The 16,978-nt window shown below is 50.5% G+C and carries 18 protein-coding genes and 1 pseudogene; 4 read left to right on the top strand and 15 right to left on the bottom strand.

Translation table 11 applies throughout. The features are described from left to right. Positions 1-293: 293 nt before the first annotated feature. Both RH831_RS10970 and RH831_RS10965 read right to left on the bottom strand, forming a co-directional pair. Positions 294-1,103, bottom strand: coding sequence for a hypothetical protein (locus tag RH831_RS10970; RefSeq protein WP_310554246.1), 810 nt, complete (start codon positions 1,101-1,103; stop codon positions 294-296). A gap of 118 nt (positions 1,104-1,221) precedes the next feature. Then, entirely contained in the window at positions 1,222-1,764 is a 543-nt protein-coding gene (locus RH831_RS10965; RefSeq protein ID WP_310554245.1) for a metalloprotease family protein, read from the bottom strand. Positions 1,765-1,933: 169 nt separating this feature from the next. Here RH831_RS10965 and RH831_RS10960 point away from each other — a divergent pair, with 169 nt between their 5' ends. From RH831_RS10960 to RH831_RS10950, 3 genes are all read left to right on the top strand, one after another. Then, complete coding sequence (locus RH831_RS10960) at positions 1,934-2,494, top strand: hypothetical protein (protein WP_310554244.1); 561 nt, start codon at positions 1,934-1,936, stop codon at positions 2,492-2,494. 64 nt (positions 2,495-2,558) lie between these two features. After that, positions 2,559-2,966 (top strand): hypothetical protein, encoded by a 408-nt coding sequence (locus RH831_RS10955; RefSeq protein WP_310554242.1) that lies wholly within the window; start codon positions 2,559-2,561, stop codon positions 2,964-2,966. A gap of 370 nt (positions 2,967-3,336) precedes the next feature. Continuing rightward, positions 3,337-3,837, top strand: coding sequence for a dual specificity protein phosphatase family protein (locus RH831_RS10950; RefSeq protein ID WP_310554241.1), 501 nt, complete (start codon positions 3,337-3,339; stop codon positions 3,835-3,837). A 137-nt stretch (positions 3,838-3,974) separates the two neighbouring features. Here RH831_RS10950 and RH831_RS10945 read toward each other — a convergent pair whose 3' ends face one another. The 8 genes from RH831_RS10945 to RH831_RS10915 all read right to left on the bottom strand — a co-directional run bounded on the left by RH831_RS10945 (position 3,975) and on the right by RH831_RS10915 (position 11,358). Further along, positions 3,975-4,679, bottom strand: a complete 705-nt coding sequence (locus RH831_RS10945; protein ID WP_310554240.1) for a site-specific integrase — start codon at positions 4,677-4,679, stop codon at positions 3,975-3,977. A gap of 149 nt (positions 4,680-4,828) precedes the next feature. Then, positions 4,829-5,128 (bottom strand): hypothetical protein, encoded by a 300-nt coding sequence (locus RH831_RS10940; RefSeq protein ID WP_310554239.1) that lies wholly within the window; start codon positions 5,126-5,128, stop codon positions 4,829-4,831. Positions 5,129-6,265: 1,137 nt separating this feature from the next. Beyond that, positions 6,266-6,937, bottom strand: coding sequence for a hypothetical protein (locus RH831_RS10935; protein WP_310554238.1), 672 nt, complete (start codon positions 6,935-6,937; stop codon positions 6,266-6,268). A 180-nt stretch (positions 6,938-7,117) separates the two neighbouring features. Continuing rightward, positions 7,118-7,738 (bottom strand): rhomboid family intramembrane serine protease, encoded by a 621-nt coding sequence (locus RH831_RS11895; RefSeq protein WP_396275475.1) that lies wholly within the window; start codon positions 7,736-7,738, stop codon positions 7,118-7,120. Between the two features lie 38 nt (positions 7,739-7,776). Next, positions 7,777-8,142 carry a hypothetical protein gene (locus tag RH831_RS10930; RefSeq protein WP_310554237.1) on the bottom strand — a complete coding sequence of 122 codons (366 nt, stop codon included), beginning with the start codon at positions 8,140-8,142 and terminating at the stop codon, positions 7,777-7,779. Next, entirely contained in the window at positions 8,132-9,004 is an 873-nt protein-coding gene (locus RH831_RS10925) for a ParA family protein (RefSeq protein WP_310554236.1), read from the bottom strand. The genes RH831_RS10930 and RH831_RS10925 overlap by 11 nt, the downstream gene beginning before the upstream one ends. 393 nt (positions 9,005-9,397) lie before the next feature. Beyond that, positions 9,398-10,129 carry a hypothetical protein gene (locus RH831_RS10920; protein WP_310554235.1) on the bottom strand — a complete coding sequence of 244 codons (732 nt, stop codon included), beginning with the start codon at positions 10,127-10,129 and terminating at the stop codon, positions 9,398-9,400. A 206-nt stretch (positions 10,130-10,335) separates the two neighbouring features. After that, the gene (locus RH831_RS10915) at positions 10,336-11,358 is read right to left on the bottom strand and encodes a hypothetical protein (RefSeq protein WP_310554234.1); all 1,023 of its coding nucleotides are present in this window, start codon (positions 11,356-11,358) and stop codon (positions 10,336-10,338) included. A 72-nt stretch (positions 11,359-11,430) separates the two neighbouring features. On the opposite strand from RH831_RS10915, the gene RH831_RS10910 reads away from it, so the two are divergent. Further along, positions 11,431-11,931: a MarR family transcriptional regulator gene (locus RH831_RS10910; protein ID WP_310554232.1), complete on the top strand. Its 501-nt coding sequence runs from the start codon at positions 11,431-11,433 to the stop codon at positions 11,929-11,931. 14 nt (positions 11,932-11,945) lie between these two features. Here RH831_RS10910 and RH831_RS10905 read toward each other — a convergent pair whose 3' ends face one another. The 5 genes and pseudogenes from RH831_RS10905 to RH831_RS10885 all read right to left on the bottom strand — a co-directional run bounded on the left by RH831_RS10905 (position 11,946) and on the right by RH831_RS10885 (position 16,975). Beyond that, complete coding sequence (locus RH831_RS10905; RefSeq protein WP_310554231.1) at positions 11,946-14,477, bottom strand: VWA domain-containing protein; 2,532 nt, start codon at positions 14,475-14,477, stop codon at positions 11,946-11,948. Between the two features lie 42 nt (positions 14,478-14,519). Further along, positions 14,520-14,825 (bottom strand): non-histone chromosomal MC1 family protein, encoded by a 306-nt coding sequence (locus RH831_RS10900; protein ID WP_310554230.1) that lies wholly within the window; start codon positions 14,823-14,825, stop codon positions 14,520-14,522. A gap of 66 nt (positions 14,826-14,891) precedes the next feature. Then, a pseudogene (locus RH831_RS10895) lies at positions 14,892-15,174 on the bottom strand (zinc ribbon domain-containing protein); the annotation flags it as partial. Between the two features lie 62 nt (positions 15,175-15,236). Continuing rightward, positions 15,237-15,431, bottom strand: coding sequence for a hypothetical protein (locus RH831_RS10890; RefSeq protein ID WP_310554228.1), 195 nt, complete (start codon positions 15,429-15,431; stop codon positions 15,237-15,239). Continuing rightward, entirely contained in the window at positions 15,428-16,975 is a 1,548-nt protein-coding gene (locus tag RH831_RS10885) for an AAA family ATPase (RefSeq protein ID WP_310554227.1), read from the bottom strand. Before RH831_RS10885 ends, RH831_RS10890 begins: the two co-directional genes overlap by 4 nt. Between the last annotated feature and the right edge of the window lie 3 nt (positions 16,976-16,978).

Below are 16,978 nucleotides of genomic sequence, written 5' to 3'. Positions count from 1 at the left end.
CAAGCCGTTTATTCATTTACTGATGTCGGTTTGTGACGTTTTCGAAGTTTTTCTCACTGCAGTTTGCGATCCCACTTAACGGCCAATCAAAAGAGAAGCCTTCAACCGCCCGTTTTCGAGCGTCTAAACAAGGCCCATGGTCTGTATTCAGCATTCCATTTCGAAACTGTAAGCAAAATGTCCGACTTCCCCCTGAATTCTCGGACATGCTATTTCACCATCAAATGATCGTTGCTGAATAGAACGCTCGAATCCAGCATCTTGCCAGTCGTCATCTGGCGGAGAATCGAGATTCAGGGCGGGATGTCTAATCCGGGACCGTCACCGCCAACGTTGATCGCGATATCACAGGATATCTCAATCGACTCGACTAGAGCCCCAACATCCTCTTCGCTGGAGATTACGCTACGGTTCCCGTGCATCACCTTGTTCCGGTACTTCTCAACCGTGTCGAACGCCTGCTTACATTGAGTCTTCGAGCGGAAATCCAGTTCATCAAGGAGATCTTCGTTATCCCGAACTACTTCTTTCAGGTCCGCTATGGACATGAACTCAACTGGGTGAAGATTCACATTCTCGTCGACGGCGTCACTCCATCTACCTATCGCCCCTCCTCCTGGACGTGCATCCTCGTAGATCTCCTGGAGCTCATCAATAGTATAGTTCTCCTTGATCAGATCGGATACTGCCTTCGCCATCTCTGCATAATAGGTGAACAAGAACTCCTTTGCTGTCCTCGTATTCAAATCAGCAGGCGTCACAATTTGCCAAGAATCTCGATCAGGATGCGTAGCCAACGCAAAAGGATACTCGGTCAAGATATTAATACAGTACAGCATTATCTCGTTGTACCCGACGTACTGACCCTCATCGGTAGAGTGGACTTCTCCGGTCTCCAACTCATAGTACTCCCCTGAATTGTAAGGTCTGATCGGTGCGTAATCGTATCCCTTTTCCTCAAGATCATTGGTTAAATCCTCCATCAACCCATCTTGCTCAAGTTCATTCTGGCCAATGAAATAAATGGGAGAACCAAGTTCCTCTGCACTTCCCTCACTCGGGTATCGAATGTAGTCCTCAACCTCTTCCTCGCTCCAATACATATGGAAAAAAGCGAGACGAGGGCCCAAAGTACTACCTTTCCATTGACCGATCTATGGCGCGAATTCAGCACGAAGGTTGGTCTGTGAGATCAGTTCAATAGTGTAACCCTCAGCCGGATTACAGCGAGTCTTTAGGAAATGCTACGTAGTTCTTTTTGTCGTCCCCGACAACCACTTTCGTTTCAGCAGGCCAGGTCAGCCGTCGCACAATCCAGAACACGTCAGATGCAGCTCCGCCGAGATTGAGGATTAATCCCCAACCGACGACTATCGCTAGGTCATTGACTGCACCTGTTATTAGAAGCACCGTGTAGGTGACCGAAAGGAACTGTGGAGCTAACAGCACAACCGTAATCTCCCACAGGTCAAGGGACACCTCTGGAACGTAGACAGCATTTGGCCATACGAAAACTGGGTCGTAGCCTATAGCAGAGTTGGCGAGGTAGTGGAGCGATTCGTGGACGTAGATCGTGGCCACAATTGCTATACCTGCACCAACGATCAGTTTGACATTGTTCTGCGGGTAGAGAACGACATCTTCTAAGAAGATGACCAAACCAGCAACTGTGAGTAGAATTGCTATTATAAGGAGCAGAACTAACCTATGGGGAGAGTATTTCTTGTACGGGGTATATCCATCCGGTGATTCTGGCGTAGTCATTTGATACCTCTTTTAAATAGTCAGTACGGCTGTTTATTTAAATACATATCGCATAAATGACGAGATATGCGATGGGAAATTGCTGAATGCCTGCTCTATATTCAGCAACGACATTTTGCAATGTCGATTTTCATATTAATCCTCAATTCGCCCAAAATGTTGGCTACTAATGGCCATTATTGTAGGTATTAACGGTCAATCAGGGGATATTTGGTACTGGTATGTGAATGTGAGCTTAATGAAAAGACGTGAGTACCTGGCGGGTGCGGCCGTCGCTATATCGGCGCTGGCGGGGTGTAGTGGCTTCTCGGGCGGGCCGAAATACGAACCAGGGGAAAAAGAGACGTTACTCCCCGATGAGGTGGGGGAAGACTGGCCCGATCAGGATTTGGAGCCCAGACACGAAGAATACGAAGATTATGACCGGGTTTGGAGAACCTCAGATCTGAGTGTTTTCATGTGGGTGAATATCTACGATAAAACTGAAGGTGCAAAAGATGAATTTTCTCGGCAGGAATCATTAGCAACAAATGTTGATGACTATCCTTTGGCTGAAGAAGCGATCATATCCGATAACGGCGAATTTGCGAGATGTACTTTTAGGGACAGTAACGCAGTTGGACAAGTCATTTCGGCACGGTTGAATGGATCTGAAGCAGTGCCTAATCGCGGCGCTGCAGGTAGGTACGCAGAGTATATGTACGCCGAGTGGCCCGGTATCGAGGAGTGACCGCCGGGTGCGGGAGTTATTCGACCGTGTGAAAGGTTAAGGCGTGGCCGAGAGTAGCAAACCTATGAACCGGAGGCAGTTTTTGACGGTGGGAATAGGTGTGACAATAATCCCCCTGGCCGGGTGTTCTTCGCAAGAGGGGGGACAAGACCGAACCAAAACCCCGGAACCGACAACCGCGGAACCAACCCCCGAACCAATAGAATCGGGCGAGGTAACTTCAAATTCGGCCGATAACTTTGTGGAGGTAAAACAAGGGGAGACGGTTCGGATTGAAGTCACCGAAGAAGAAAAGAGCGGGGCCGGTGGGACGCTCGTCCGGTTATACGACCCCGATAACGAGCAAATTTTCGAGGAGAACGTCGACGACGAGGCGACATTTACCCACCAAGCTGACCAAGGCGGTGATTTTCGGGTTATAGTTTTCACCGGGGGTACTGCCTCCTATGCAATATTCGTCGAAACTGAGTAAGGTGAACACCCTATCACTCGGCCATTGGGCCCCACACCAGGGGTGTATGTCTACAATAACAACAACCCTCGATTAGCCTGATATTCGTGGAAGTAAACGAACCGGGGTGTAGAAGGGCTCTGAACCCTTTTTATGCAAGCCGGTGAAGGTCTTGGTCGCCTTGGATCTGACAAGAATTATGGGCCGGTGAGAAAGAAACCATCTACCCAACTGGGAACTGCTGAATAGATGGTCTATATTCAGCAGTCAGTTTTCGTCAATCCAACTATCGTTTGGCGGTTTTCCCACCAAAATTCGATGTCATACAGAAGAGTGAGTCCGAATCACTACGTTCATTGACGGCAAGTGTCTACGTGAGAAGTATCCAAAGATGGGTTCATTTAATTTTGGTCCGGCGGCACGGGATGAATCTATCGTGCATGGAGCCCATCGGCCAGGCTATTATGCGGATTCACCAGGGAAAGAAGCTGTCACTGGGTGGACCGATTTTATGGTTTCACGTGGTATTGGAGGGGTCTGCACACTTCTAACCCCGTCCGAACTCAATAAGTATTCAGGTTTAATCGATACCTATCAAGAGACTTTTGGCGAAGAGTGGGTTTGCCACGAACCCATCCAAGACCAAGGAGGTATCGACGAAGCGACGTTCTTGGAGTCACTCGTTCCGTTTTTTCAACGCGCAGATCGGGAAAATACACCCATTGTAGTTCACTGTTCAGCTGGCCAGGGACGGACTGGCCATGTTATGGTGCTTTGGCTGGCGCATGCGCGAGGGTATTCATTGGAAGAGGCAATTGAAGAGGTGCAAAGTGTGGGTAGATACACATTGGAGGGCGTTTCCCGCCAGTATTTAGAGCGAATTTTGGAATGAGTGAGAAGTCCGTTTCTGTTTTCACTTTCACTTGAAAGACTGCGTTATGCGTTCCTGCAGGTCGGTAGGGGCGAAGAATGGGGTAATGGCTTATCTCAAATCGGCAATTGGTAACTGACAGCACTCAAAGAAGTCGGCTAACTATCGTGGACTTGCCGGAGAGCGTTAGCAGTCACAGTCCCCGAAATGCGGATATACTTTTGGGCAGTCGCCAGATCACTCCAGCCCATCAATGCTTGTAAGGGGACTGGTGCAACCCCCTGGTATGCGTGATAGCTGGCAGCAGTCGCTCGAAGGCTATGTGGGTAAACTCGGCCACTGATGTCTGCTTTTTCGGCGACAGTCTGCACTCGTCGATTAACTGTGGAGCGTGATACTGGAAATTCATCATAGCGTTCGGCGAACCGTTCGATACATAGCTCTACTCTTAGGGAAAGATCGAATGGTACAGCTCGGGCCGAAGTAACAGTTTTCGGGTGCCAGCGATCTTTCAATGCCTCCTCAGTTGTTAATTTGTCATGATGGTTGGCCTCCTGAGAAGCCTGACGACGGCAGTAGCCACAAGTGCAAGGCTCATGCTTCGGGACCCGGAGAATGCCTCGGTCCCAATTGAGCCAGTTCGTTTGAAAATGCGAGATCTCTCCTCCTCGAAGTCCGAGTCGGCCAGCCGCCAAACAGATGAATCGAGCTTGAAGGTCCTGCGGTTCAGGGAGGCTAGCGCAAGCTTCCAGTAGCAATTCAAATTCGCGGTCGGTCAAAACATCTTCGTGAGTGTGTCTGGTGGTCAGGTCTTTTCGATGACGATCTGCCCAACTGGACTGTTCCGAGTGCTTGTTCGACATGCCATCGGAACCGCCGTCGTAATTTCAAAGAGCCTTTCCCGGCCGTCTTCTCCAGAAGTAACGGAATGTCAACGATTGCTGCGTGCAAAATAAAGCGCGAATACAGCACATAAACATCGGAACTTCGTGAAAATCAAATCTATCGATAGCTAATTTTGATCGCCAAACTCAAAATGGTCGGTTGCCTTTCCATCAAAGAAGACATCTGCTGATATTTCTCCAAATTTGATGGGGTTTCCAATGAGTCGTCCTGAATCTGTGTCCTGTAGATCGTCAGTGAAGTAAATCTCAACTTTTGCCGAGGGAACACCAAACCATCGCCAAGATTGACCATTATCGGATTCGGGGAGGTAATAGCCTGTCAACAACAGGGGTTCATCCTCGAGGGAACCAATATTGTATTCTTTTACCTTCTTTGTTCCATTCTCTATGATCATCCGTTTAGCCATGAAGGCCAACCCCCGGTCGTCTTCTGAGTTTTATGGGGTGAAACTCGACGGTTTTTCCTTCCACTTCACCGTTGATTCGTCGATCGAAGTAGAAGGCGACAACTGGTTGGTCTCCTTTTTTTGGAACGAGCTTGGTGACGTCCCGAACCTCGCTCTCCTGGAGTTCGTCTGGATGCCACGTAGTGTATAGTTCTCCCTAATCCCCGACTGGTCGATCGTTGTTGGGTCCAAAGAGGGGTCTGGACTCGAAGTGGTAGCCGATAATCGGTGGCCCTTCATTAGCTCCTAATGTTGATTGAGATAGCATGAAAGGACACCTTCGCCACGCCCAGAATAAATCCAATTAGCCGATTTTAGGAATGCCGATTGTTGGTTAATCGTGAGCATCTTCCCAACTACAGGCTGGGCAGGTCCGTATCCCTGCAAATGACCATAGCTGTGGTGCTTCGCAATTTGGGCAGGGTTCGTCTAAGCATTCGAAATCAATGTGCTCGCATCCATTTTCGTTGGGATCGTATTGCCATCCCCGTTCGGGTGACCAATAGATAGGGCAGCATTCGCATTTTGCCAACCCCACGTATTTGGATACCTCTCTAGTTTGTTTATTGATTCCGTAATTGTAGGCCTCGACAGCCATCCGACGACCGCAGCCACGGCAGTCTGGCGCCTTCAAACCGATTGTCTCGTCAACTGGGCCGTCTTTGGTCATGGCTTCATCTTCCGCAGGGAGCTACTCTTGATTGCTCGATTGTCGTTGTTCTTTGATCAGCTCTGTCATGTTTTCTGTGTTGGTACTTCTGATTAGTGCATCATAGAACTATCTTCTGACTACCCCTTGAGCGGGTTACCCTTGTGGTGGCATAATAGGGCTTCACGGCCCATTTTCTTCGAGAAAATTGAGCCGATCCGTCAATTTGCCTATTTTCTTTACCTGTTCAAGACAGATCGACATGAGGACCGCGTTCATGGGATTCCTGGGGTTCTGGCAACCGCTTGGTTCGGCATGAGCTCGAGCAGCGGCCCAGAGCGCGTCATAGTGGTTTCGTTCCTCGGGTTGTAGGCTATGCCGATAGCCACTCCAATTCTGTTCGAGGGTTGTGAGATGATCGCGATAGGCGGGGATTGCACGCCCCATCGTTAGGATTTCACCGTGGTTGTGGTCTGTTGGACACCTTCACGCCCGTAGATAGGTTGCCTGGCTTTGAGGATCCGTTTCCAGTAGGCCAGGGTAGTCTGCATCGTCTGGCCGTTTGTGTACACTAACGTCTCGAAATCGTCACTCTCGAACCGGGCTCCGAATTCGGTTTGGTGGACTTCGATAGTGTTGGTCGCGAGCGATTCGATCGGGGCGCTGAATCCATCTGCACGGGTGCGGGTCGTTAAGACCGGGGTATTTGCTTCACGCGCATATTGAGCTAGCCGAGAGAGGCTTCGTAGCATCAATTCCTTTGGCTCGAGGCCTCGGACGTCGTCGTTTCGATAAAGCCCGTCGATGGCGGGGGCGACGATCAGGTTTGTATCCTCGGTCAGCTGCTCGACCGCGCTTTGAACGAGACTAAAATGCCGGTAGGCTGTTTGCCCTCGGGCGATCTTGATCCGGTCGAGGATTCGTTGTGAGGGGGCAACTTCGGCGAGATAAACTGAGGTGCCGTACTCGAGGGCGTCGATCCAGACGGCTGTGCCACCGTCTAGGAGGAGATGGTCCAGGACGAGTGTTTGGAGTGGGCCGACCGCCCGATCGGGCGTTTCGAGAAGCTGGACGCCTGATTCGAGTTGGGGGAGTTCCGGGATCGATCCGGGCTGATGCATATTCGGAGGAAGGGGCTCCTAGTTGATAATCGAGGTATGGACCCTTCCGACCCTTCCGGACCTGGAAATCGTATGATCAAATTTGCACTTTCAAGACCTCTATGTGCCAATTCGGACAGAATACTTTCATCGGGTATGGGTTTCCAACCTTGGTTCTATATTTCGAATTAACTCATTCAATTAAATATCGTAGGCTGCATAGTTTCGGAGTCGCCAACAAAACCATATGATCCCTAAACAGATTCCAGTCACATGAACTGATAGTGCTAGTCCAGATGGTATTGGAGATAAACCCATCAACCTCTTGGCAGTAAGTGTAACGCTTGCAAATAAATAGACCATCAAAGTGAAATGTATTAGTAAGGTTGCAATTCTATAGAATCCAAACTCGAGATTGTCAAAGTGATAATTGAGTCGAATAAATAGAACAGGGATTGCATATGCTGTTAATGCTTTTGTAAGACCACTTAGCCCCCAAGCCAATTCCCCGTATCTTAGAAACAATGGTGCATACAACGAAATGTAGGCTATTGGAATGATTCGCTTCAAGAAATTCACGCTACCAATTCTGAATTCCACCCAACTCCCAAGAACTAGAAGAAAAAACAAGTTATCAGTTAGATGGATCCATGACCCATGTAGAAAGGGGAGGATTAGGTAACCGTTTATGCCGTCTTTACCGATGTTAGATACAAAGAGTAAAATTGAAATTCCGGCGATGATCAGACTTACCGGACTAACGACTCGGTTGTAAACGCCATTGCGAAGGCAGTTAGTGATAGTGCGTAAATCATCGACCATTGCAAAGGGATCAACTGTGTATTTCGAAATTTATGGAATTAATCAGGTTTTCGTTGCTGCTTGATTAAATCAGCAATTTTGTTTTCGTCAGCACTTCTAATTAGTGCGTCATAGAACTCTCGCGTTTTGAAATCTTTTAGATTGTGTTCTTGCCGGAGTATAACTTCGACGTCGAATATTGTGTCATCGAGGGTTTCCATGATGTCTTTACGTGCATAGAAGGTTCGGTTATCGCACTCTTCAAAGGGGAATCCTGGCGTATTTTCCCATGACTGTTCCCGATCTTTGACTTCCGCAGATTGGTCTCTTTCCTCTTGAATTTGGACATCCTCGGCAACCTGGTCTTCTGATTCTTCTGTTTCCTCGTCCAGTTCCTCGAGGTCTTCGAATGGGTTATCCGTCATGGTTGACACCTCCACGTTCTACAATTTGTGCAAGTTCTTCGAGGTTCTCAAGTTCTGGATTGTTTGGATTATACTCCCGGAGGGGCTTTTCTCTTCCGTATGCTTCGGTGAATTCGTTATTTTCTCGAATTCCTGGTTTTGGAAGTTTGCCTTGCCAATCGCCGTTATCCATTTTATTCCAATCTTCTGCGGGTATTCGAGCGAAGTTGGGCACTTTCGATGGGCTCCCTCGATTGATTGCTTCGACTAATTTACGGTCACCGTAGTGGTAGTCGATTCTTCGGGAAAGCCTATTGGGAACGATCGCGAGAATATTCAGATCGATGTACTCTCTCAATGGCTTAAGGAGGTCTTCTTTGGTCCTTTGGAGACCGTGAAGCGATTCCTCCCCCGGTGTTAGGGGCATTATGATGTTTTGAGCGGCAACGAGGGTATTGTTCAGGAGTGTTGATTTGTCTCCAGAATTGTCGACGATAATGTAGTCGTATTCATTGTTCAGGAGTGGATCTATAAGATTATTTTTCAATTGAAGGCTTGGCATTTCGGTTTCTTTGATTTGATTCTCAATCGAGCTGTGGTTGTCCGTTGCCGGGAGGATATCGAAACCGAATCCTGTATCAAAAATCACGTCGCTTGGATTTGCCGTATTAAAAAGCACGTCTCCAAGGTGCGTTTCGTAATTTTCGTAGTGGTCTTCAAATCCGAGTCCTGCTGAGGCGTGTCCGTTACTATCGAGATCCATAAACAGGACTGTGTTTCCTCTGTGTGCGAGTGTTTCTGCAAGGTTTCCTGCTATTGTTGATTTACCGACGCCGCCTTTGAGGACTGAAACGCTCACGGCTCGTGGTGTTTTTTCTTCCATGGTTTGTGTTGGATGGTTTCTAACGAATTGTATACGTTGGAGAGGTTGTAAAACCCGAGGACGTTTCACGCCTTATTGACCGTCTGAAACGCCCGAAATCTTAACAATTTCTGGAATTTGTTTAAGTTGTATAAGTTGTACACGTTTTTAGAAGTGTGGAAATCATACACTGTGTGGAAGTGGAAAACTTTGTAAAATGTATACATACTGTGTAATTTTAAAAGGTTGTGCGAATCTTTGGAAGTCTGGACTTTTGAAAATGTTCAGGCCTTATGGAACGTTGGCGAGGTTTAGACCTCGCTAAAGCTGGAGCTGGCTGGTACCATGTTTGAAACTGTCCTACATTACTAAATTTCCAGACTTCGCACAAGTTCTACAAATTTTAAAATTTGTTCAGATTTCAGACAGTGCGCGATCCGCACCCGGTTCAGTATATTCAGGAACCGGTGTTTCATCGAACATGACCGTGCGCCACGTCGTATGGATCGTATTAACCCAGACAGATTCGTTGAGATGGTCGAGACAGACCGTCACGCCGGGTGCGTGCTCGTCTGCTAATTGGTACACGTTTTCTCGAGGCTCGCCGCACACCTCGCATAATGCCTCCTGATCGTAATCTGTGTGGACCCGGTCTTCGATCACAACGGGTGTCCCGTGGATCGTTTGCCCGTGAAACTCCCAGATGTCGAAACCCTCAGAATTCAGATCGGGGACGATGTATAGTCGTTCAGGGGCTTCCCCGATTGCAGGCAAAGGTGAGGTCTCTTTTCTCTCCCTGTTTTGATCAGGAAGGGGTATATGAGAGCTTGGTACATCGACGTTGTTGTCCAACTCAGTTTTGTCTTCGACGATCTCTTTGATCCAGCCTTGTTCCTCGAGGCAGTCCCGGCATAGAGGTATCCCAGCGATATCATCTTCGTCTGCAAGCCGGTAAGCATCTTCACGCCGTTCTCTGCACACTTCGCAGGTGGGTGCTTTTCCGTCGTATCGAGTTGTAACGAGTTCTTCGATGACGATGGGCGTGCCGTTGATGATGGTGCCGTGAGCTCGCCAGGTATCGTGTGCTTCGTGATACTCCCAGTCCGGGACGAGGTATAGTGTTTCAGGCAGGCCTTCTTGGGTCATAGTTCCTCGTGTCTGGGTCCGAAGATTGCGCCGGTCTGTTGGGCGATCCGGTGCTCCTCGGCGATTGAGAGGCTTGTGTGCTCTTCTGAGGGGTCTGTCTCGGAAGGTTGGCTTTCGGATGGTGCTTCTGTGGACATGGGCCGTTTCCTCACGCCCGAGAAAAAACCAAGAAGACCCGAATCGATTGAAAGCGCGTTTGAAACCTGTTAGGACGTCCAATCGATGGCGAGAGGGTCGTAGAGACGTCGTACCCGATCGGGAACATCGATCCCTTCAGTAAGGGGCAAATACTCGCTTCCGTGTTCGCCTGCAAGCATCGACGCCATGGCCTCGTGTTTGCACATTACTCGGAAGGGCTTCTCGTGCTTGTAGTGACATTGGCAAGTCAAACCGCCCGTCCAGGGCAATAGGACGTATTCGGAGTCGTTTGCGTAGTGACCGATCACAACTGGTGCTGGAAACGCTTCGATATACTCGTCGGGTCGAACGAGGGCATCCCCCTTGTGGGTGTAATTGAATTCCTCTTCGCGATAGACGTGGTCTGGGTCCACATCGAAGTCTTCTGCAACCTTTTCTGGATCCGAGTTGTTATCAACGAGGATTGCACCCTCGAAGTAATTGGTATGTTTGTTGTGGGCTTCGTCTACTGGCTTTCCCGTATCTGAATATTGCCGATGAGACGAAGGATAGAGGTCTCCAAGCGAGCTGTCCTTCGTGAAGAGGGCATAGAGATTCGACCATGGCATTTGCTCGTACCAGTAGGTTCGATTGGCTCGCTCGTTTTGGACACCTTCTTCGGGGTTGTCTGAGTCTCGGATTTCCCGGAATCGATGGGCGAGGTATCCGGGCGCCTTCTCGATTACGGAGTCGTCATCCCAGTTTTCGAAGAGATGCTCTTCGTATTCAAGCCGGTCCTGTATCGAGAATTCAGCGTTCTTTAGAGCTTCTGGCTTGGGATTCAAATCTCCACTATTGGCCCACGGATCTTCGCTGCTCGAGTCATTGTTGTACGGGGAATAGCTTTCGAGGAGACTCATTTTCATCGTGAGGCCGGCTTTTGCGAAATCGTATCGAATCCGGTGCTCGATCGGCTCGATTTCAGGTGCGTGAATGGTGGGATCGTACTCGTATAGCGGGTTCTTTCTCGAGAGGCTTGGTTTGGGGAAGTTGAGGGGGAGTTCAGAAGCCGGGTTATCGAGATATGGGTTAGGATCATCAGCACTAGACATGGACAGTCACTTGAATCACGACTGACAAAAACATCAAATTGATAATAGTAGAAATAAGAAGTGTGTCTTGTTATGGTGTCTGGATTTCAAGCCGAATTATTTGAAGGTGACCTTTCCAAATCGGAAGAAGAGGCACTCCAATTGATTCAAGACAATGATGGCATCCATCAGAGTGAACTGTGGAAAGAGTTGGACACTTCGAGCCGGACTGGCTCTCGCATAGCAAAATCGCTTGCAGATTCCGGAATTGTAAATCGGAAAGAAACAACACATAACGGGCGTAAAACCTACGAATTAGTGATCCCCGAGCAAGACAACTCATCATCTGTGGAATTCAATGAATCTGAACTTCCGCCCGAATTGCAAGAGGCGTCTCCGCTGGCGACATCTATTGTGTCGTTGTTGCAGAAACGGGGTGAGGTCCCGATTACTCGTGTGGACCGCGAAATTGATAGGCCACCCCAAGCGGTCGATGAAGCTATGGGGGAATTAATCGAGCGGGATATCGTCTCTATTGAGCGAAAAACGCTGTATGGGCGCGAACAGGATATCGTTTCATACCTTGGACTTTGAGTTGGTGAGTGAGCCTAATAGCCCGCAAATTGAGCGATCAAATCGTCTAAGCGATCGTCGAGTCGGTCTGGGTCGAAGATGTAGGTGTGGCCGTCGTAGTATCCCGTCAGTTCGTCAGCCCGATCAGGTGGGTTGTTCGCTGTCGTGTCGGTCGCGATCGTGAGACTCTGGACTGGTGCTTGGGTCTGCTGTAGCTCTTCGCGAACGGCGTCAACATCTGCGGGGATCCCGTCCGTCATGGTTACGATCATGGGCTTGTGACCCCGGTGGCTTTCGGTTTCGAGGAGGTTTCGTGCGAGGGAGAGTGCCTGTGCAAGTGGGGTGCCTCCACCCGTCTCCGAATTTAGGAGCTTGTCTCGTGCGAAATCCGAGTCGACGCTGAACGGTTTGATCAACTCGGCGGCCCCATTCCGGAACCCTGTGACTGCCACGTTGATGCCGATATCTTCGGCTGCGACAGTTAGCCGAGCAATCGCTTCGGTCGCCGTCTGCATCTTGCTTCCTCGCATAGATCCAGAACCGTCCAGGACGAAGACGAGATCGTACTTCTTATCGTCGCCACTCAGGTCGACAGAGAACCCGTGAGGATCACCCAGGCCGACCTTGCCGAGTTGCCTGCGGTCTAAACGACCGCTGGTAAGGCCCGATCGTCTCGAGTCGTTACGGCTTTTCTCGAGCGTCTTGCGAAGGGTACGTCCGACGAATTTGGCTTCGGCTTTGATTTCCTCCCAGAGATGGGGCGGTATTTCGTCAGCTCGGTTGTCTGTGACTCGGAGTTGATCTAGAGTTTCTTCGCCAGCACTTTCGGAGAGGGCTCTTTCGAGTTCATCGAGTTCTTGGTCGATCTGGTCTGCATCGGGGCCTACTTGGTCCATTTCTGCCGAGGTTTCGTCCTCGATCTCTTCGGAGATGTCATTGTTGAGCTCATTCGGTACTGCTGGTTCCGAATCATGGCCACTGCCCGGATCTTCTTTCCCGTCTTCGTGGGGAGTTGTATCTTGCTCGTCTAGTTCTTGGCCGGGTGTCGCGTCTTGATCTTCGACGTCTTCTCCGCCTTCTTGATTCGATTCTTCCCCAGCATCTGTTTCGTCTTCTGGGTCGCCACCGGATTGGTCAAATGCGCCAAGAGTCGTTTGGTCGGTGGCTCCATTATCCGAACTGGAATCTGAATCAGGGCTGTGGGTGTGATCGTCGACGTCTTCGCCCGAGTTGGCGTTATCGGCCCCTTCTGAGTCATTTGTTCCCTGCTTTTCATCTCCGGAACCGGCTTCTTCTGGCTCATTTTGTGACGAGCCGTTCGTATCCTTACCAGTTTGAGACCCATCGGCCTCGTTACTCGAATCATTTTCCTCTTCGTTTGTCGGAGTTGGCTGGTTTTCGCCCACATTGGGCATTTCGCCTACGTCGCGACCGATTGATGGGTTGAAATCACTCGTATCGATATCAGGATCGATATCATCTGTACCCAGATCGTCTGGAACCGGGTTCTTGTTTTCGCCACCTTGTTCTGTCTCTTCTGAATCGGCATTTGACTGGTCCTGTTGTGGCGTTTCAGAACCCGAGTCTGATCCCTGCCCGTTCTCCTGGTCTTGCTCGTTTACTGACGGTTGGTTCGGACTTTGTGGGGATGGCCCTGATCGGCTTTCTTCACCTTCATCGGATTCGCCGTCAGACTGACCGGAAGACTGCTGCTGGGAGTTTGCTTGATCGAAAATGGGTTTCAGTACATTCTCCCAGAAATCGATTATTGCGTCCGTTCGATCTTTTGAGTCGGGTTTGGATCGAGTTTCGTAAACCCATTCTTCAAGACGGGGTTGCAGGCTTTCGACAACTTGTCGGACTCCTTCGTTCTGGAACCTGATTCGGTCGTCATCATGATTGAGTAGGATATCGGTTTTTCCGCTGTCGAATATCCCTCGCTCATAGATAATTCCGGAAATCGCATCCCAAAGGCCAAATTCGACCGGGGTGGGGATATCTTCGACAGTAGTCGCGACTGCTTTTCGACTTGTTATGAGCCGGTTTTCGGCCCGCTTGGTCCATTTATCCGAGTCGAAGACTGATTTCTCGATCGCCGCATCCTCGACCAGATTAATGAGCTCGTGAACGAGGTCTTGGTACTGCTCGTCAACTCTCTCGCTGAGTTGCTTTCTGATATAGCTGCTGTTGGTATGGAGGATGTGGAGGAGTTCGTGGAGGGCAGCACCCATCTGGAAGTTCCGATCGGCGTGAACTTGACGGGTGATGCCACCGAGTTTGTCGAGATCGGTGGGCTGGGTAGTGATCAGGGCCAAATAATCGCCGTCAGTTGCATCGATCAGTCGCTCGGCTTCTTGGTTATCGAAATCTGTTTCTTCGGCTTCGAGGAGAGCGTCTTCCGAGGCCGGCATAACAGCTGCCGTCTCAACACTGGGCGTAAGCCTGACGTCGACGTGCTCTCCGGTGTGCCGCTGAACGTAGTTTCGCAGTCGTTCTTGGCGGTCAGGAGATGAACGAAAGTAGGCCGCCGATTGAGAGAAGGTGTTACGAGTGGCTGCTGAAGACATGACCCTTCACCCCATCAAGAGGCCCAAAAACCAACCAGAGTATTAGTCGAGGTGCTCGATTCCTTGCTTTGAGACGTTGGCTTTGGATACTTCTCCTTCAAGCCAATCGGGGGAGTCCTCCGGTGCTGGTTCAGTCCAGGCCCAGGCTTCGTATTTGTGGAGTTTGTCGGATCCCTTCTCTCGAAGGATGAGTTCTTCTCGAGGGGCTTCGCTTTCTGAATCACCTTGATCATCGAGGCGACGGGCCGCTTTCATTGCCGCTTGGCGGGGGGTATTCCCGGAAAATACGCTGGATTCCTCGCCGTCTTCACGCAATACGAAATTTCGTTTCCCGTCTTCTCGGACCATAAGCATCGTGTCACAAGCAAATGATTTGAATGTTTCCCGCGCACGGTGGCGCGGGGAATCCTGCTCTCACGAGGGTAGGCTTCCTGTTTCGATGACGTGACGTGCAGACACCTCTCGGAAGTCATCAGTGTCCGTAGCGGTCACAGTCTCTACAGGTGTTGATTCGGGCCATCCCAGCCCTAGCTTTTGAAAACCGCGCTTGAGGATGTTCATCGCTGCGTTCGCGTCCCTGTCCGTCTCGAATCCGCACGTGGGACAGGAGTGTTCCCGCACCCAGATTGGCTTTTCCGTCTCCACACCACACGACGCAAATCCCTTTGGTCGTCCCCCGAGCATCGACTTGCACGACAGCCATCTTTAGGCCAACTGTACCCTTTTTTTTATTCTCGTCTTCGCGGGCGTCTCTATCGTTCATAATTGAGCCTCCAACTTATCGAGAACTGATCCCATGGGCTTGCTGTAATCGTCGTAATTGTCATCAGCTTCGAACATTGTGCGAACATAGGCATCGAGTATCGAAGCCTCTCTGTACGTCAGATTGAGGGAAACTGGCTGACCAACTTCTGTATCTTCTTGGTCGTTTGTCTGGACTTCTCTATCGCTCATAGCCGGTCGTCAATTTCTCCGTAGAGGTCCTTCGGGTTATGCGTTTCCCGGCTCATCGATTGGAGTGCCCACTTCATCGCGGCCTTTGGCGAAGCGCCGTCATCGATCCGGTTGAGGGAGATTTTGAGGTGCCGGGTACTTACGGTCGGCATCGTTCGTTCATTCCTCGTCATGTAAGCGATTTCGACCATCTTCCGGATTGTGGCCCGATCTGCCACTTGCGTATCACGGTTTGCCATCTCGTGCAGCACACGGACCTCCTCATCCTTCGGAGGGTAGTTGTGCTGGTACGTAGCCCATCGATCGTCAGTCGCCATGTTGAGTTCGCTGTTCCCTCCGTAGTCGACCGTAGCCGGGTTCTGAGTCGCGAGAATCCGAGTCGCGCTGTGGGGCTCGATCAGTTCGCCCGTTTCTTTGATGAGCAACTTACCCTCCTGGAGGAATCGGTGGAGGGACATGAGGATGCCCGCCTGCGCCGCTGGGAGTTCGTTGATGACGATGAGCGCCCCCATCTTCATCCCGGCTGTGAGCGCCGTATCACGCCGCACGACTTTCCGATCTTCGTCGAGCGACATGGATCCAAAGAGGTCTTGAGCCAGCATATCCTCGTGGGCGTCGATCGAGATGTAGGGCCGGTTCGTCTGGTAAGCCAGCCACTTGATGACCGTGTTTTTCCCCGACCCGTGGGGGCCTTTGAGCATGACCGGCGTTTCGTTTCTCGAGAGGGTTTTCGCGACTATTTCGTCGATTGGCATTTGCAACGTTGGCTCAGTCGGGATTGCGGGCTCGATGACGTCGCCGTTTTCGTCCTCGAAGAGTTTTACTTCGCCGTCGCGAGCGTTGGACTCCTTTTTGGGCACCTTCGGATGGCCGATATCTTGGTGGACCAGAAGGCCGTGGTAGTGAGCTTTGGGATCGTCCGGGTCGAGGCCTTGTGTGATGACGAGAGGTTCCCCGACAGGCGTATCGATTTCAGAGACTTCCTGGACTGTGGCTGCCGGGGATTCATCATCGCGAACGTAGGGAGAGAGTCCGGAATTGGAGAGATGTGATTCAGAACTGACGTGCTGCTGGGCTTCCTCAACGAGGGCTTGCGCCTTCGCGGTGGTCATAGTGGCACTGATCCCTTCGATCTTGCAGGGATCGGCGTTCGCGATGTCTTTGACAGTCTCTAAACCCTCGTTGTTCAGCTTTTCAGCCACCGTATCGTTCACGATCTCGAGAGCGTGAAGTGTGGCCTCGTTGCCCCCTAATCGGGGATTGATCTCGAGGATTTCCCTCGGGGGCTGTCCGTGGGCTCGGACGCTTTCGATCCTGTCCTGTGCTCCGTCACGGTTCACGTTGATATGGTCGGACTCGTCGATGATTTCTCGAACCCGCTCCGTTGTTGTTCCACCATCGAGCTCGAAATATTCTGGTGCCAGATTGGCAACGATACTCGCATCGACAGTCCCTCCATGTTCGTTGATGAGAGCGTTTGCGAGGTGAACGACGTAGTCCTCGTCCGAGTATTCAACGGCGGAGGAGGTTGATGTACTACTCATTGT

Origin of the sequence: Halodesulfurarchaeum sp. HSR-GB, from assembly GCF_031432215.1 — an archaeon.
Lineage (GTDB): Archaea > Halobacteriota > Halobacteria > Halobacteriales > Halobacteriaceae > Halodesulfurarchaeum.
The sequence above is the reverse complement of the archived record's forward strand: the minus strand, read 5'-3'. Positions and strand labels throughout refer to the sequence as shown.

What these genes read in the sequence shown, in the direction of transcription:
- RH831_RS10970 (WP_310554246.1), bottom strand. Translation starts at nt 1,103, where the DNA reads ATGTATTGGAGCGAGGAAGAGGTTGAGGACTACATTCGATACCCGAGT.
- RH831_RS10965 (WP_310554245.1), bottom strand. Translation starts at nt 1,764, where the DNA reads ATGACTACGCCAGAATCACCGGATGGATATACCCCGTACAAGAAATAC.
- RH831_RS10960 (WP_310554244.1), top strand. Translation starts at nt 1,934, where the DNA reads ATGGCCATTATTGTAGGTATTAACGGTCAATCAGGGGATATTTGGTAC.
- RH831_RS10955 (WP_310554242.1), top strand. Translation starts at nt 2,559, where the DNA reads ATGAACCGGAGGCAGTTTTTGACGGTGGGAATAGGTGTGACAATAATC.
- RH831_RS10950 (WP_310554241.1), top strand. Translation starts at nt 3,337, where the DNA reads ATGGGTTCATTTAATTTTGGTCCGGCGGCACGGGATGAATCTATCGTG.
- RH831_RS10945 (WP_310554240.1), bottom strand. Translation starts at nt 4,679, where the DNA reads ATGTCGAACAAGCACTCGGAACAGTCCAGTTGGGCAGATCGTCATCGA.
- RH831_RS10940 (WP_310554239.1), bottom strand. Translation starts at nt 5,128, where the DNA reads ATGGCTAAACGGATGATCATAGAGAATGGAACAAAGAAGGTAAAAGAA.
- RH831_RS10935 (WP_310554238.1), bottom strand. Translation starts at nt 6,937, where the DNA reads ATGCATCAGCCCGGATCGATCCCGGAACTCCCCCAACTCGAATCAGGC.
- RH831_RS11895 (WP_396275475.1), bottom strand. Translation starts at nt 7,738, where the DNA reads ATGGTCGATGATTTACGCACTATCACTAACTGCCTTCGCAATGGCGTT.
- RH831_RS10930 (WP_310554237.1), bottom strand. Translation starts at nt 8,142, where the DNA reads ATGACGGATAACCCATTCGAAGACCTCGAGGAACTGGACGAGGAAACA.
- RH831_RS10925 (WP_310554236.1), bottom strand. Translation starts at nt 9,004, where the DNA reads ATGGAAGAAAAAACACCACGAGCCGTGAGCGTTTCAGTCCTCAAAGGC.
- RH831_RS10920 (WP_310554235.1), bottom strand. Translation starts at nt 10,129, where the DNA reads ATGACCCAAGAAGGCCTGCCTGAAACACTATACCTCGTCCCGGACTGG.
- RH831_RS10915 (WP_310554234.1), bottom strand. Translation starts at nt 11,358, where the DNA reads ATGTCTAGTGCTGATGATCCTAACCCATATCTCGATAACCCGGCTTCT.
- RH831_RS10910 (WP_310554232.1), top strand. Translation starts at nt 11,431, where the DNA reads ATGGTGTCTGGATTTCAAGCCGAATTATTTGAAGGTGACCTTTCCAAA.
- RH831_RS10905 (WP_310554231.1), bottom strand. Translation starts at nt 14,477, where the DNA reads ATGTCTTCAGCAGCCACTCGTAACACCTTCTCTCAATCGGCGGCCTAC.
- RH831_RS10900 (WP_310554230.1), bottom strand. Translation starts at nt 14,825, where the DNA reads ATGGTCCGAGAAGACGGGAAACGAAATTTCGTATTGCGTGAAGACGGC.
- RH831_RS10890 (WP_310554228.1), bottom strand. Translation starts at nt 15,431, where the DNA reads ATGAGCGATAGAGAAGTCCAGACAAACGACCAAGAAGATACAGAAGTT.
- RH831_RS10885 (WP_310554227.1), bottom strand. Translation starts at nt 16,975, where the DNA reads ATGAGTAGTACATCAACCTCCTCCGCCGTTGAATACTCGGACGAGGAC.